This is a genomic window from Stratiformator vulcanicus (assembly GCF_007744515.1).
GTDB lineage: Bacteria > Planctomycetota > Planctomycetia > Planctomycetales > Planctomycetaceae > Stratiformator > Stratiformator vulcanicus.
The window spans coordinates 3,164,056-3,179,794 of sequence record NZ_CP036268.1 but is presented as its reverse complement, the minus strand read 5'-3'; the positions used below and the strand labels follow the sequence as shown (position 1 = coordinate 3,179,794).

The window sequence follows — 15,739 nt, the reverse complement described above, 5'->3', positions numbered from 1 at the left end:
GTTGGAATGCGTTTCTCCTCTGTGATAAGTTATCAGTGACGACCGATTTGTTCGGCGGTGACCCCCGAGCGAAAATCTGATGCGAGACGGGCCATTCGCCCCATGAGTCGGTCGCCGGAGCCGATTCCCCGCCGCTTGGGCGCCAGTGTCATCGGCTGAAGCCGTCCTCGCGAAGCGACCAGTTACCGCATCGCGACGATCGCTCCGGCGAATGACGCGGCGAGACAGGCGACGGATTTGAAGACCCGGCCGATCGGTCGGCGATGAACGTCCTCACGCCGCCAACCGGCCCGAACAGGAGCGGGAGAAATGGCGGTTCGGCACGTTGATGAGTTGAGGAATGTTGCTCTGGTAGGCCACGCGGCGGTCGGTAAGACGACTCTTGCCGACCGGATGCTGTTCAAGGCGGGAGTGATTCCGCAGGCCGGTTCCGTCGATGACGGCACGAGCTTTCTTGATGCCGAGGATGAGGAGCGATCCCGGCACATGTCGATCTTCTCGCACATCTGCCACTTCGCGCACAACGGCACCCGCATTAATCTGCTCGACACGCCCGGCTTCCCCGACTTCGCGGGGCAGCTTGCCGGTGCCTTACGCGCGGTCGAGACGGCTGTGGTCGTCATTCATGCCTGTCACGGAATCGAAGTCAATTCGCGGCGCGGATTTCAGGAGGCCGCTCAGGAAGGTCTTGCCCGCATGATCCTGATTAATGACTGCGACTGCGATGGGGCCGACTTAAAAGCACTCTTAGAGAATACCCGCGAGATGTTCGGCAGCGAATGTGTGCCGATGAATCTGCCGGTCGGAGAGGGCGGCTCTTTTAAGAGTGTCGTCTCCGTTCTTAATTCGGCGGAGGCATCGGCGAGTGAACTGCCGATTTCCTTCGACGAAGTTCGTCAGATGCTGATCGACGCGATCGTGGAGTCGGACGACAAGCTCATGGAACGGTTCTTCGACGGCGAAGAACTTTCCGAGCAGGATCTTGTGGTCGGGGCAACGCGGGCAATGCTCAGTGGGACCTTAATTCCAATTTTCTTTGCCAGCGCGTCAGCGGACGTCGGAGTTGCCGAACTCATGGACGCGTTGGCGACCTACGCGCCGTCTCCCGCCAAACTGCCCCATCAGGCGGTGACCGCGGATGGTCGGGTTGTCGACCTTGTACCGAGCGAAGATGGTCCGGCGATCGGTCAGGTCTTTAAGACTCGAATCGATCAGTACGCCGGCAAGCTCAGCTACGTCCGCATTTTTTCCGGTAGGCTCACCAAGGACGCCACGGTGACCGACTTCGCGAGTGGTCGGACCGTCAAATTGCACGGGCTGCTCGATTTACAGGGCGGTCAACAGGAGGGGGCCGAAGAGGCGTTCGCGGGGGATATCGTCGCGGTTCCCAAGGTCGAGGAATTGCATGTCGGTGATACGATCGGCATGAACGGAGCCGAGCGTCAATTACCGCCGATCCGGTTCCCGAAGCCGGTCATCGGGCTGGCCGTTGAGCCGAAGAGCCGGTCGGATCAACAAAAGATATCGACGGCCCTGCATCGCATGGAAGAGGAAGATCAGACCTTCCACTTCACCCGCGATGATGAGACGAACGAGATGGTCATTCAGGGGATGAGTGAATTGCACCTGAAGCTCGTTGAGGAACGTCTTCACACCCGCGAGCATGTCGATATTGTCACTCATACTCCCCGCGTACCATATCGGGAAACCGTGACCGGCGAAGCGACCGATTCCTACCGTCACAAGAAACAATCGGGAGGAGCGGGACAATTCGCCGAAGTGCATTTAAGGGTTTCGCAACTACCGCCGGGTATTAATCCCGACGAGTACTTCACCAAGGATCGTTTCGAACATCTGCGGCATTTTCATCACGACCCCGACATTAATTTCGCCTTCGTCGATCGCGTCAGCGGCGGCTCGGTGCCGAATCAATTTATTCCTGCCGTTGAGAAAGGTGTTCGCGAGCAGATGCGAGCCGGGGTCGCCGCCGGCTATCAGGTGCAGGATGTGTGCGTGGAGCTGTTCTTCGGCAAAGACCACCCGGTCGACAGCAATGAAAATGCCTTTAAAGCCGCGGGGCGAAATTGCTTTAAGAAGGTCTTCGAGCAGGCGAAACCGACGCTTCTGGAACCGGTGGTGCGGGCCGAGATTACCGTTCCGGATGAAACCGTGGGGGCGGTCACGGGCGATATCTCGACCCGTCGCGGTCGAGTCGAAGGACTCGAACCGGCCGGGAACGGATTGGAGACGATCACGGCCGTCGTGCCGCTCGCTGAAATGCTGACCTACGCGCGAGTGCTATCGAGTCTTTCGGCGGGCAAAGGCCAATTCACGATGGCCGTCACGCAGTACGAATTAATGCCCCACCACGAGCAGCAGAAAGTGCTCGAACCAGTCGGGGAGAAATGATCCGGCCCGTCGCATCATCCGCGAACGCCGGTCGCGGTCCGATCGGCGTTAGGATGCGAGTTCGTTCGTGCGCTCGCGCGGCCTCTTAGGCTTTCGTCGCTCCGCTCGCCGCAATTGCAGCAGCAGTTGCCGCGGCCGCATTTGCCGCGGTGCTCGCCGGAGGGTGAACGGATCGAGTCGGGCGTCACGGTGTGAGACGACGGCATCGACGCGCTGCTCGAGCCGAGCCAACCATTCCGGCAAGTCGACCGAGGAACCGCTCGATTCGGTAAGGTAAGCCTCGACGGCCGATCGAAATTCGCGCCGCGCCCGATCGACCGGCGCATCACCGGTGGTCTTGGCGACCAGCGTCAGAATGCGATTCACCGCGAGCGGTCGAATAAATTTTTCGGCGACATGGTCATGAACCGAGGGCAGTCGGATGGCGTGTCGCCGCTCGATATCGCCGAGCCGTTTCAGATAGGCGTCTGCTTTCTCGGCGGTCTGAACGGCCAGAAATTTCTCCCACTGCCGGACCGCTTCATATTCGCCGTGCTCGGCCATCGCCCGATGCGCGAGGATCATGGGCATCAGGTTCCATTGATCGCGGTCGTATCGCGCTTCAATGCGGAGCAGATCGAGGAAGCGATCAAACTTCTCGCCATAGTCCGATTGTGTCGTCGTGGTGTTGTACTCGACGAATCGATCAAGCTGATCGAGTACCGTCGTGAAGATCAGTTCCAGAATCTCCGCCGCTTCGTCAGCATCGACTTTCTTCGTTTTAAGTGCGTCGGCGAATTTCAATTCGGAAAGCGGATTGGAATCTTCAACCAAGCGGTCAAGAAAGCCGGCAACGCCTTCGTGCAAAATTGCTCGAAGATTGGTCACGGTCATCAGGCGGGCGTGCAGCAATTCGCTGCCATACTCGCGAACGAAGGCTTTGGTCCGACGCCAGATGACGGGATCGAGAAACGCCTCGGCGGCAGAGAGCCGCATCGTGCGGGCGTGCCTGATCCAAAGTCCGCTGAAGGCGTCGACGATCAGGCCCGCGGCTTCGACCACCGAATCGGATCGAGTCGGCAGCGCAGCGACATGCGAAACCGTGCGAACGGGGACACGCTTGCGGGGCCGCCCGGGACGGGCCGATCGTTTCTTTCGGCGGGGCTGCATCGGCGCGAGTCGCTCGACACGCGGTTGTGGCAAACGGGAAGCGGTGCGTGAAACCGAGCGAATGGCGGCATCGAGACTTTCCGAAAATGCCGTTCGGAACAGGCGGTCGAACTCCGTCACCGCGGGGCCTTCGGGACGGGAACGGCGCTCCATATCGAGCGCTGTCTTGAGCAATCGACGGGTCTCCTGCAACAGCCCGAGCCGCGGCAGCTCCGAGAGAAGAAATCGGATCAGCCGCTGTCGCGAACGGACGTCAACGACCTTTTTGAATCGGCCGCCGTGATCGAACCCCACATACAGCAGCGGCTCGAACTTCAGGTCGGCAATGAGCGAAGACATCGTCGTTCGGACACCTCCGACATCGGCCGCGAGGACGGCGGCGATGCAGCGGGATCGCGGGTCGACCTCGTCGCGAACGCGCGCCGCAAGCAGGGCGTGTCCCATGTCAACCTCCAACACGGGAGCGACCACCTGATGAAGCAATTGCAGCTTTGCCTGAACGACGTTGTCGAGCGCCGCGTTCGCATCGGCGTCCCCGGCGGTGGCTTCGATACTTCGGTCTTCGATGAAGTGACCGAGCTTGCGCAGATCGGTGGAGAGACGGTTCGCGTGCCGCCTCCATCGGTTAAGAGTTCGCGTCGGCAATTCGGCGCGGGGGTTGGAGTCGGCGATCGAGTTTTCGAGCCGGACCGGGTCGAATCGCCCGGCCGCTTCCTGCCACAGCCGGCCCAACGCACTCAGAAACTTCAGCCTCGGCTCCAGTCGTTCGGCGGCGGTGTCGAATTCGGCATCGTCGGTCGATGGGATCATCCCGTCATCCATCAGTTCGCCTTCCTGCCCATCATCCGAGCTGTCGCGATAAACGACGCCCTCGTACGCGGCGGCGAACAGCTCATCCTCCCCGTCGTCGGTATTCGCGGCAGCCTCCGGCTCGGCATCGTCACCGAATTCGGAAAAGCTCGGGGTCTCCCAAAACTCACCCGCATTGGCTTCGAGGAAGTCGAAGAATCGACGCGTCTGCTGCCACGTTTCGGCTTCGTCCGACTCATCCGACACGATCGTATCGAATACGCGGCGAAGCAGATCGAATAGCGAGAACTCGCCCGATTCCGCACCGACATCGTCAACGCGGCTGAGCCATTCCATCAGCAAGCCCGCCGCCGCCAGCGCTTGATTGTGATCCAGAAGCACACGCACGATCCGCCCGAAGGAACGCGGAGAATCGAGGACTTCAACACGCTCTCTCCAAAAGGAAACGTCCTCACCCGGTTGCTTCGATTGATACCAAGCCCGCAAAACGCTCGCGACGGCCGACGCCGAGTCGAAATGCTCCTGCCCGGAAATCGACGGCAGATCCTGAATCACTGTCGTCGCGAACCGATCCCACCAGTCGCCGAGTTGTTGGAACTCGCGCAGGAAATCGCTGTCGTCGCGTCCGAGTGCGGCGGCAACCGTCGTGATCTCGCCAGCGAGATCGAACGTTGCTTCCATCAAATCGAATAACGATTCGGCTCGATGATCCGGAATGGCGTCTTCACGTGCCGCGAACAGTGGGAATTGGGCTTGGAACCCGAGGATATTCCACGGGTCAATCAGCCCGCCGCATTCGATACCGCGTCGCATTAAATCGCACGCATCGCGAAACGACTGGATCGCCTCATCGATATCGCGTTCGGAACAGGCCACACGTCCGCTCGAAATGCGGCAGCGAATGTCGCACTCGATTCGTCCGGCGACGGAAGGGATCTGAGCGGACAGTTCTCGCGCGGCCGGGGCCATGCCGAGCCGGGCGTATTGCACAGCCACGTGTCGCGATTGCACCTGCCGCGATCCATATTCGGCGAGATAAAGATTGAGGAACTGTCGCACTCGACCGAAAGGTTGCCGGAACTGTTTCTGCTCGCTCTGAAGACGCTTTGCCCGCCCGCTCCCGGCGATGGCCATCAGCCAGCCGTAATAGTCATCCCGTTGCTTCGCGACGTCAGGCAGCAAGTCGGTCAGCGATCGCGTCGAGTCGTGGGTCGTGGGTCCTTCGCCGCTGATTGCCGACGCCATCAGCATGGTGCCGCACAACACGCCGGCGGCGTCGAACAGCCGGTCCTCGTAAGACAGGTTCGAGCCATCCTCACCCCGCAGCCATGCCGAGAGCGAATCGAGGATGATCTTGCGAACGATAAATCGCCGGTAGTAGCCCGACTCATCGATCAAATCGGGATCCCATTCCCCGAACGGGTAGTTCGTCCGTTTGTTGACCGGATGCAGGTGATCGTGCGCCCGGACATCGAGTGCGATTTCGTCAAGGCGTTCGACATGCAGGTACGCCGCCTCGCGCATCGGGGCGGGACACTGATGACAAATCTTCAATGCGGCTTCGAGCAGGTCGTGAAACGGCCCCCATGCGACCCCGGCTCCAGCGATAAAGAGCGGGACCGGGCGAAATCGTTCGTGGGCATAGACTTCGGCAAGCCGGTCGTTCTCGAGCACGGCCCGCGGGCGGTAACCGACGTAATCGTTGATCGTGCCGATCGTGCCTTCGACCACACGATCTGACGAATCCAAGGGGGATTCTTGCCGCAGCACTGCCTCAAACATCCGCATCAGGAAAAACGGATTGAGTTCGTCGGTCGGTTCGAGGTGCGCCAGGAGATCCCGGTGATGGCGGCGATAGGCGGGCAGCAACTCATCGAAGGTGAGATCGAGGGCGGCACTCGCCTGACGGCTGTCCCGAAACGCATCTGACTCGGCCGCGAGCGATTTCAACTCGCCGCGCAGAGCGGACCGGACCTCGTCCCACGAAGACGGATCGAGGGCGGCGAACATCTCGTTAGCGGCGGAAAGTGCCGCAACGTCCGCTCGTCCCGCGGAATAATTCAGGTAGCCGAGCAACGCGCGGGCGGCTTCGGTTATTTTGCCGGAAGAAGTCCCGGAATTGGCCATCGTGTCTGACAGACTCAAAAAGAATCGACCGAATCGAGACGCCCGATGGGGCGAGAGATTCGGAAAACGAGAAATTCGGAATCTTCCAGTAAAACACGGGGGGCGTTGATTGGAAAGGGCGCCTCCGGCACTCGCTTCGGACCGGACCTCGCTTTCCGTCGCCCGCTGGCATGATCGGCGAAGGCAATTTAAAGTGCGACCGGAGTTGTGGACATGCACCAGAATCGATCGGGATCACCGGGTGATCCGAGCCAACACATCCCGACCGATGGTGTCGTCGCGATTGTCGGCGTCGGCTTGATCGGTGGATCGATTGCGGCAGCAATCAAAGCCCATCATCCCGGCTGGACGGTCGTCGGTTTCGGTCGTGACCCGGGTCGGTTGGACGAAGCCCGCGAGGCCGGCCTTATCGACGTGGCGCAGGAAATCGATGGTCCGCCGACCGATCCGCAGGCTGATTTCGCTGTCGTCTGCACGCCGGTCGGACGAATCGCGCAGGACGTGCGCGCGATCGCCCGTCACTGCCGGGACGGCGCTGTGATCACCGATGGCGGCAGCGTGAAGGCAACGATTTGTCGCGATGCGGCCGGTTCGCTGGAACGCGGTATCGAATTCGTGGGCTCGCATCCGTTGGCCGGGTCGGAAAAACAGGGATGGCGGCACGCAAGTGCGTCACTCTTTCAACAAAAAACGTGCGTCGTCACCCCGACCGCTGAAAACAGCGAATCAGCCGTGAGTATGGTCGAATCGTTTTGGCGTTCACTGGGCGCGAATGTCGCAAGCATGTCGCCGCAGGACCATGATCGCATCCTCGCATTGACCAGTCACTTGCCCCACGTGACGGCTTCCGCGCTCGCGGGGCTGATTCAAGCGGGTGATTTCGACGCGTTCGCCGGAACCGGTTTTCGCGATACGACTCGCGTCGCCGCCGGGGATGCCGAATTGTGGACGCAAATTTTCATCGCCAACCAAAAAGAAGTGACGGCGGCGCTCGACCGTTTCAGCGAGCAGCTCTCCCGCTTTCGCAGCGCAATCGAGCAGCAGGATTCCCAAGCGATTTCGGATATGCTGGCGGCCGCCGCTGCTGCTCGAAAGCGACTCGATCACGAATGTGACTAAGTGCGAAATGGCGCCATCCGGAATTCGCGTCAGACTCGCAAGCGGCCGGGAAGCTCTATTTTTGACTGACCATCGGCTTCATGCCTTTGACCTCTGAAGAACCTGCTTCCGAACTTTCGAATCGGAAGCAGTCAAGACAACGAGAACAGGTCGGATGTAAACTATGTTGTGGGAAATTGAAATTCGGCCGCGCGACGGCGAACCCGATCGCGAAGCTCAACGTGTGCTGACTTCGGCCCGGCGAATCGGGATCGACACGCTACCTCCAGTGGCGGCCTCACGATCGTTTCTGATCGAGGGCGGGGAGGACGAATCTCGCGTCCGCACCGACATCGCCGCACGGCTGACCGATCCGGTCGTCGAGCAATTTGAACTCAGGGCACTGCCAGATGACGGTTCCTCCAAGGGAAATGGCTCCGGCACTTTGATGACCGTATTGCCGCGACCCGGCGTCACGGACAATGTCGGCTCCAGTTCCCGGCAGATGTTCCGCGCCTCCGGACTCGATGTCGATGCGGTCGCGGCCGGACGGAAGTACCGATTCGATGGTGACGTTCCGCAAGCGGCGATCGACCGTCTCGCGTCGAAGGTGCTCGCCAACGATGCGATCGAACGCGTCTTCTTCGGCCCGCTCCAACTCGATTCCATCGCGCTGGGCAGCCCGTACCAGTTCGAACTCGTCAAACTGACTTTGGGCACGCTCTCAGATGAGGAACTTCTGGCCCTCAGTCGCAACATGCAATTGTCCCTCAGCCTCGACGAGATGCGGACGATTCAGGCTCACTACCGGGAACTCGATCGAGAACCGACCGATTGTGAATTGGAGACGATCGCTCAGACCTGGAGCGAGCACTGCTCGCACAAAACGCTCGCCGGTCGCATCCGCTACCGGGAGCAAGTGGGCGAGCAGACCCGCGAAGTGTCGTTCGACAATATGCTCAAGGAGACGATCTTCGCGGCGACTCAGCAGATTCGCCGTGATCTCGGCAGCGAGGACTGGTGCGTCAGTGTCTTCAAAGACAACGCCGGCATCGTCAAGTTTCACGACACGCTCAATGTCAGTTTCAAAGTCGAAACACACAATCGCCCCTCGGCCTTGGAGCCCTACGGCGGCGCGAATACCGGCATCGGCGGCGTGATTCGCGATTCGCTCGGCACAGGGCTGGGTGGTCGTCCCGTGTGCAACACCGACGTCTTCTGCTTCGCCCCTCCCGAGATCGCTGCCGACGCACTGCCCAAGGGCGTGCTGCATCCGCGGGCCATCATGGAAGGCGTCGTCTCCGGCGTGCGCGACTACGGCAACCGCATGGGAATCCCGACGGTCAACGGTGCCGTGCTGTTCGACGAGCGATTCATCGGGAATCCGCTCGTGTTCTGCGGCAACGTCGCCACGATTCCGGTCGATAAATGCGAAAAGAAAGTTTCTCCCGGCGACTTAATTGTAACCGTCGGCGGTCGGACCGGAAAAGATGGAATCCACGGAGCGACGTTCTCGTCGGCGGAGCTGACCGAAGAGAGCGAAGTGGTCTCCGGCGGAGCCGTACAGATCGGCGACGCCGTCACAGAGAAGATGGTGGCCGACGTCGTCCTCGCCGCGCGAGATCGCAATCTCTATTCCGCCATCACCGACTGCGGCGCCGGCGGCTTCAGCAGCGCCGTCGGAGAGATGGGCGAAGAGACCGGCGCACAAGTCGATCTCGAGAAAGCCCCGCTGAAATACGAGGGCCTCAGTTACACGGAGATTTGGATCTCCGAGGCCCAAGAGCGAATGGTCCTCTCGGTGCCGCCCTCAAATTGGGAGGAGTTCCGCGACCTGTGTGCGTCCGAAGGTGTCGAGGCGACCGCGATCGGCGAATTTACCGACACCGGCCGCCTCGTGCTGAACTATGACGGCAACGAGGTCTGCGATCTCTCTATGACGTTCTTGCATGACGGTCGCCCGCCGGTCATTCGCGAGGCGACATTCACGCAGCCGAAATTTCCACAGCTGAACCTTCCATCGAAAGACCGATACGATAGCGATCTGAAAGCGATTCTCGGATCGCTCGACGTCTGCAGTAAGGAGTGGGTCATTCGGCAATATGATCACGAGGTGCAGTCGGGAAGTGTGATTAAGCCGTTGGTCGGTATTCAGGAAGACGGCCCCTCCGATGCCGCCGTCGTTCGGCCTGATTTGAATTCCTCGCGCGGTATCGTCGTGTCGTGCGGCATCACGTCCGGCCTCGGCGATTTCGACGCGGGGATTATGGCCGCCAACGCGATTGATGAAGCGATTCGAAATGCCGTCGCGGTGGGAGCCGATCCGTCAAGGATTGCGATTCTGGATAACTTCTGTTGGGGCAACTGCGAACGCCCCGAAACGCTCGGAGCACTCGTGCGTGCGGCGCTGGCCTGTCAGGAAGCAGCCGTTGCATTTAAGGCTCCCTTTATCAGCGGTAAGGACAGTCTTAATAACGAGTTCTCCTATATTGATGCGGACGGCATCCGGCAGACGGTGATCATTCCGCACACGCTCTTAATTAGTGCCATCGGTCAAATTAATGACGTGTCCGCCGCCGTCACGATGGACCTGAAGTCCGCGGGCAATGCGATCTATCTCGTCGGTGAAACGAAAACTGAGTTAGGCGGCAGCCACTATTTCAAAGTAAATCAAATTGAGGGCGGTGCTCCACCGGAGGTCGACCTGGAGCGTGCCCCGAAGGTGTTCGCTGCCGTCCATGAAGCGATTCATACAGGAACGGTCCGAAGCTGCCACGACCTCAGCGAAGGCGGCCTCGCCGCAGCGGCCGCAGAAATGGCCTTCGCCGGCGGCTTGGGCATAGAATTGACGTTCCCGGACGGCGTCGACCCGACCGCCCTGCTCTTCGCCGAAAGCCCGACCCGATTCCTGATCGAAGTTAGAGCCTCGAAGGCGGAAGAGTTCGAGACCCGATTTGCTGGATTGCCCTGCGTGAGACTGGGTGAGGTTACCGGTAGTTCTTCCGTGCGAGTTACCGATGCCGAAGGCCGAGTGCGGATCAATTCACCGTTGGAGGAATTAAAGGAGGCTTGGCAGGGTCCTTTAAGCTGGTAGACGGGTTTGAAACTGCGACGGGTGGCTGGGGACGGTCTCGCAGAGCCGCCCCCAGCGAACGCGGTGTGAGCGTTGAGCCGGTGAACGCCCCTGACACTGGGGGCGGGCGACTTGAGTATTCTTCAACGTGTCGCGACGTGATCGGGAGCGATTGTATGATTCGCGCCCGACCCCAGCCACCTGCCGATCATCCTCATTCGATAAAATTCAAGTTTTCGTAATTAGGCAGTTGTTTCCGTACATTGCTCTACTTATCGTTTTTCCGCTAAAGGTCCAGGAACAATGTTATGAAAGGAACAAGGAATGAATTGTCTTACAATTATTTCTTGCTTATTTTTGGCTGGCCTCACAGTCCCTGCGCACGCGGATACATTCGTCAAGCATGGGGAGACAGTTTTTGTGATTACTGAGGGAAAGAAAATCAGGGCAACCGGCCGTAATACGCACGTACACAGCTTGCTGATGAAAAGTGGTACGGCGTACATTCACGCGACTAACGATGGTGACACTAGTCGAGTTTGGCAGTTCGAATCGATTGGCCGATGGAAGCCGCTAACGGGTGACAACACGTCAGTACGAAAGGCTTGGGTTTCGGATGATGGTCGCCTGCAGATGATAGCCCAAAATGATGGCGAGCAGTTCAGGATTTGGGAATGGTCGGGTTTTGGTCAAAACTGGAAGACAGACAAGCAAGCTAACCCGCAGGGGCGCCAGAAAGAGAAGATTTTGCCCGCCTCGTGGTCCGTCCGATTCTTTGAGGTGCGTAAAAGGGGGCAGTTTTCGGGAGGATGGACTGAGGTGTACTGTCAAAACAATTCGAACAGATCAATGGTGGTTACTATCGGTCCCGCATATGGTTCAGTGCCATTGCGCCGTTTCTCACTTCGTCTCTCACTTCGTCCAGGCGAAGAGAAGCTTGTTGGTCACGGTCGTGCGAGCGGCTACAGAATTGTGGAGTGCTATTACACGTCGGAAGTTCGATAGTCTGGAGCCGGTTTCAATACCTGAGTTGCGCGGGTGGCCCGGCCGTCGCTGGCGGCCGGGTCGCGTAGCGACAAGATGTCGTTCGAAAACGTTCCGTTGAGGCCTCAGTCTCCGGTCAATCGGGAGATTCTCGAACAGCATCTTGTGCCTGTTGGTACCCGGCCATGAAAGGCCGGGCTACTTCCTTGGGTCGGAATCCGCAGCTGAGTCCTCTGGTCGCTTTGCGACCCGGACGGTGTCCGGGCCACTCAACATTTGAAGCACGGCCAGTGCCGTCGCTGCGAGCAGCACCAGTAGGTCGATCCCCAGCAGCACTCCCGCAGTGGCGGTGACGGCCAAGGCGCCTCCCGTTCCCGCCGGGTCGCCGACGCGGCTGAGAATCGCCCAGACGATGGCGGCGACGATCGTCACGGCGAGCAGGATTGCGGCGCCGCAGAGGGTGAAGCGGATTGTGTCCAGATATCGCATCGAGTCTCCCGATTTCATTTCGCGTAGCATAGCGACGAACTTCGGACATTCGTAACCGCCCTCAGGCGCGGTATACTTGAGGCATGAGCGATCACGAAACATCAAAGCGTCCGGCGGGCCCGCTTGCGGGGCGAATCGGCGTCAATCGGCGACAATTTCTGGGCGACGGAGCACGCACTGCGGCCGGGGCCGTGGCGGGTGGTGTAGCCTTCGCGCAGAGCGCTGCGGCCGGGCCGCACGATCAGGATCAACCTGTCCGGCTCGGGGTGATCGGCGTGCGCCATCAGGGGCGCCCGCTCGCGAAGTCCTTCGCCGCCATCGAGGGCTGTCGCGTCACGTCGGTTTGCGATGTCGACGCGTCCGTGATGACTCGAACAGCTCGCGAGTTGGCGGAACAATCGGGGGTCGCGCCGGGGATCGAGTCTGACTACCGCCGCATTCTCGACGCGCCTGAGATCGATGCCATCGCGATCGCGACGCCCGATCACTGGCACGCGCAGATGATCCGCGATGCGGTCGAAGCGGGCAAAGACGTTTACGTCGAGCCGCCGCTGACGCGAACACTCGCGGAGTTAGACGGGCTGAGCGAAACGATCGAAGCCAACGACCGCATTGTCTGTGTGGGGTTGTCTCAGCGTGGGAGCACGGCCTTCGCCGAGGCGATGAATTACCTGCGGAGCGGCAACATCGGTCACGTTCGGTTGGCGAAGGCCTGGGCCGTCAACATGCGAAAGCCGATCCCGCAGCGGGCGGACTCGGCCGAACCGAACGGCGTTGACTACGCCGCGTGGCTCGGCCCGTCCGGGCCTCGGCCGTTCAATGCGAATCGATTTCACCGCAACTGGTCGAGCTTTTGGGACTACGGCTGCGGGGAACTCGGGCTGTGGGGGCCGCACTTGCTCGACGTCGCGGCGCTCGGCCTCGGGGTTACGCTGCCGACACGCGTGACGGCAGCAGGATTAACGGCGGCCCCGCCGCAAGAGACGCCTGATTCGCTGAATGTGACCTATGACTACGGCGATCGGATCATCCAATGGGAGCACCGCGAGTGGAGTCGCCGCGGTCCGGAAGGACGCAATGCGGCCGTAGCGTTTTACGGCACCAAGGGGACGCTCATCCTCGATCGAGGCGGTTGGAAAGTCATCGATGGCGAGGCGACGGCGGGTCGGTCGATCGGGTTCGATCCCCGCTCTTATCTCCGGTCATTTCTTGAATCGATCCGGTCACGTCAAACGGCGTTCGACTATGAATCGACGTCACTCTCGACCCGGCTGTGCCATCTCGGCAATCAGGCGTTTCGCGAAGCACGCGAGATTCGAATCGGATAGCGAATTAAAGATACACAAGCCGCGCACGAAGTAAGCGGATCGATTGAGGGAGACGTCGTCCCCGCCGGGATCCGCTTACTTCGTGCGCGGCTTGTTTGTTGCTTTGTTAGCGGGTGATTCGTGAGTCGTTCTGGATACCGGTTTCCTGGATCGCGGCTCGGCTGTCGTCGAGCAGTTCGCGGCCGCCTTCGCGGAGGAAGTTGTTCAGTTCGACGATCGCCGGACCGAGCAGGAACATGTAGACCGCCGGCATCAGGCACAGCACGGTCGGGAAGAGGAGTTTGAAGCCTGCTTTGTTCGCGTTCTCATCGGCCCGCTGTTTGAGGTCGTCGCGTACGCTGTCGGAGTAGTCCGAGAGAGACTGCGACACGCTCGTACCCATACGATCCGTTTGCGTCAGCAGTGCCGTCAGCGAACGGGCTTCCGGTACGTCGACACGATCGGCGAAGTTTTCCAATGCCTGCGGGAGAGATCCGACGCGGGCGTGTTCGACGATAATCTGAAATTCTTTGGCGAGGTCCGGATAGGCCGGTTTGATCTGCCGTGCGATTTTCTCAAACGATTGCGGAATCGTCAGGCCCTGGCTGACGCACATGTTGAGCATGTCGACGGCGTCGGGCAGTCCCTGTTCAATTCGAAGTTTGCGATCGGCGGCCTTGTTCCGCACGTACAAGCCGACCGCCGCCCAGCAGATTGCCGGGACGAGCAGGATCGCGATCAGTACTGGAATCTCGAAGGCTTTCGGAACCAGAATCAATAAAGCCCCGAGCAGCACGAGCGGAATGACGACCGCGAGAAAGCGAAACGCGGTGAAGTTCTGCCAGGCGTGGGGAGACAGATAGCCGGCCGTCCGGAGGACTTTGCGCCAGCCGTGATGTCGTTCTTCGGTCTCCGGCAGCATTGAAGCGAGCGTGGTGGTTGCGCCGCCGAAGGCATAGTCGCCGTCGCCCTGCACCGGCACGTCTTCCGGATCGAGCTTTGCTTCGCGGGCTTCGTTGTGAGCCGACTCTTCAAAGAGTCGAGACCGCCAATGCGGGTTCGACTCCGGCTCGTCACTCGCTCCGGCCATCGCGTAAGCCGGTTCGTTGACCTGCTGGCGCACCGGTTCCGGTCGCGCGGCTGACTCTACGCGTTCCGCCTGAGCCTGATCCGCTTTCTTTTCAGAACGACGGAACCACTTCACCACGACCGGCACGATCGTGGCGAGGATGACCACTGCGCCGATGATGTAAACCAGATTGAAGATTGTCTGAGTGGTCATGATTCCATCCCGTTTCTCTTAGTCCCGAGGCATCGGCCGTCGAGAATTATTTCAATGACTCGTTGAGCGGCGTATGTCGCCGGCTTGTGTGGTCTATGTTCGACGGCTGCGGTTCAGGATCATCAGAACCCACAGGCTGCCGACGATCTGAAGGATGATTGCGAGCACCGTCACCAACCGGCCCCAGAAGCTGTCGAACAGGTCGGTCAGGTAGTTCGGGTCGCGAATAATGAAGAACAGCACGATCGCCGGAGGAACGACGAGCATCAGGATCGCCGTCGCACGACTCGCGGCGGTGGCCGCTCGTAGCCGTCCGAGGAAGCCGATTCGATCGCGAACGGCGCGGGCGAGTCGCTCGAGGATCCGCACCAGGTCGCCACCCGTTTCGCTGTGCAGCGCGAGGGCCATCACGAAAACGTGCAAGCTGTTGACGCCCGTCCGTTCCGGCAGATCTCGTAATGCGTCGGCAACGGGTACACCCATCGCCATGCGACGGGTTCCGATTCTCAATTCATCCCCGAGCGGCGAAGGCGTGTCTTCGGCGACGGTTTGCAAACAGCTTTCGAGGCTGCGTCCTGTGCGAGCGGCGCGAGCCAACTCGCTGACCATGTCCGGGATCTGTCCCATGATCTTCTTCTGCCGCCGGGCCCTGACGGCAAACAACGCCAGCACGGCCAACACGCCGCCGACAAAGAACGCGATACCGGTCGTCAGCAGGTTTTCCTGAACGACGAACGCGACACCGGCGAGCGCCAGCGCCGAGCAAACGATGACGGCCAGCATCAGACCGGGCGACATGCCCAGGCCTGATTGCAGCATCAGGCTGTCAAAGCTGCTGTTAATCTTGTCCGAAGTTTGCCCGCTGTCGCCCTGGGCGAACTCGTTGCGTTCGCGCAAGATGCCGGCAAATTCGGGTTTTGATTTGATAGGGGCTGCGGTCGCCATTGCTATGCCTGATTTCGAGAAGCCGTGAGGGGAAAGCGAAGAGCGGAGGGGGCAAGGGATGCGCCT

The 15,739-nt window shown here is 60.2% G+C and carries 8 protein-coding genes; 4 read left to right on the top strand and 4 right to left on the bottom strand.

Going from position 1 to position 15,739, the window contains the following annotated elements; genetic code table 11:
* The first annotated feature begins 309 nt into the window (after positions 1-309).
* Entirely contained in the window at positions 310-2,409 is a 2,100-nt protein-coding gene (locus Pan189_RS12335; protein ID WP_145364200.1) for an elongation factor G, read from the top strand.
* A 48-nt stretch (positions 2,410-2,457) separates the two neighbouring features.
* Here the strand turns inward: Pan189_RS12335 and Pan189_RS12330 are convergent, their stop codons facing one another.
* Entirely contained in the window at positions 2,458-6,495 is a 4,038-nt protein-coding gene (locus tag Pan189_RS12330; RefSeq protein WP_145364199.1) for a hypothetical protein, read from the bottom strand.
* Positions 6,496-6,708: 213 nt separating this feature from the next.
* On the opposite strand from Pan189_RS12330, the gene Pan189_RS12325 reads away from it, so the two are divergent.
* Positions 6,709-7,614: a prephenate dehydrogenase gene (locus Pan189_RS12325; protein WP_145364198.1), complete on the top strand. Its 906-nt coding sequence runs from the start codon at positions 6,709-6,711 to the stop codon at positions 7,612-7,614.
* A 163-nt stretch (positions 7,615-7,777) separates the two neighbouring features.
* Positions 7,778-10,687, top strand: coding sequence for a phosphoribosylformylglycinamidine synthase subunit PurL (gene purL / locus Pan189_RS12320; protein ID WP_145364197.1), 2,910 nt, complete (start codon positions 7,778-7,780; stop codon positions 10,685-10,687).
* Between the two features lie 1,161 nt (positions 10,688-11,848).
* Here purL and Pan189_RS12315 read toward each other — a convergent pair.
* On the bottom strand, positions 11,849-12,169 hold the full coding sequence (locus tag Pan189_RS12315; protein WP_310820388.1) for a hypothetical protein: 321 nt from the start codon (positions 12,167-12,169) through the stop codon (positions 11,849-11,851).
* Positions 12,170-12,222: 53 nt separating this feature from the next.
* On the opposite strand from Pan189_RS12315, the gene Pan189_RS12310 reads away from it, so the two are divergent.
* Positions 12,223-13,467 (top strand): Gfo/Idh/MocA family protein, encoded by a 1,245-nt coding sequence (locus Pan189_RS12310; RefSeq protein WP_145364195.1) that lies wholly within the window; start codon positions 12,223-12,225, stop codon positions 13,465-13,467.
* A gap of 106 nt (positions 13,468-13,573) precedes the next feature.
* On the opposite strand, the gene Pan189_RS12305 is transcribed toward Pan189_RS12310, so the two are convergent.
* Both Pan189_RS12305 and Pan189_RS12300 read right to left on the bottom strand, forming a co-directional pair.
* Positions 13,574-14,728, bottom strand: coding sequence for a type II secretion system F family protein (locus Pan189_RS12305; protein ID WP_145364194.1), 1,155 nt, complete (start codon positions 14,726-14,728; stop codon positions 13,574-13,576).
* Between the two features lie 93 nt (positions 14,729-14,821).
* Positions 14,822-15,673, bottom strand: coding sequence for a type II secretion system F family protein (locus Pan189_RS12300; RefSeq protein WP_145364193.1), 852 nt, complete (start codon positions 15,671-15,673; stop codon positions 14,822-14,824).
* Positions 15,674-15,739: the final 66 nt, after the last annotated feature.

What these genes read in the sequence shown, in the direction of transcription:
- Pan189_RS12310 (WP_145364195.1), top strand. Translation starts at nt 12,223, where the DNA reads ATGAGCGATCACGAAACATCAAAGCGTCCGGCGGGCCCGCTTGCGGGG.
- Pan189_RS12330 (WP_145364199.1), bottom strand. Translation starts at nt 6,495, where the DNA reads ATGGCCAATTCCGGGACTTCTTCCGGCAAAATAACCGAAGCCGCCCGC.
- Pan189_RS12325 (WP_145364198.1), top strand. Translation starts at nt 6,709, where the DNA reads ATGCACCAGAATCGATCGGGATCACCGGGTGATCCGAGCCAACACATC.
- Pan189_RS12315 (WP_310820388.1), bottom strand. Translation starts at nt 12,169, where the DNA reads ATGCTACGCGAAATGAAATCGGGAGACTCGATGCGATATCTGGACACA.
- Pan189_RS12335 (WP_145364200.1), top strand. Translation starts at nt 310, where the DNA reads ATGGCGGTTCGGCACGTTGATGAGTTGAGGAATGTTGCTCTGGTAGGC.
- Pan189_RS12300 (WP_145364193.1), bottom strand. Translation starts at nt 15,673, where the DNA reads ATGGCGACCGCAGCCCCTATCAAATCAAAACCCGAATTTGCCGGCATC.
- purL (WP_145364197.1), top strand. Translation starts at nt 7,778, where the DNA reads ATGTTGTGGGAAATTGAAATTCGGCCGCGCGACGGCGAACCCGATCGC.
- Pan189_RS12305 (WP_145364194.1), bottom strand. Translation starts at nt 14,728, where the DNA reads ATGACCACTCAGACAATCTTCAATCTGGTTTACATCATCGGCGCAGTG.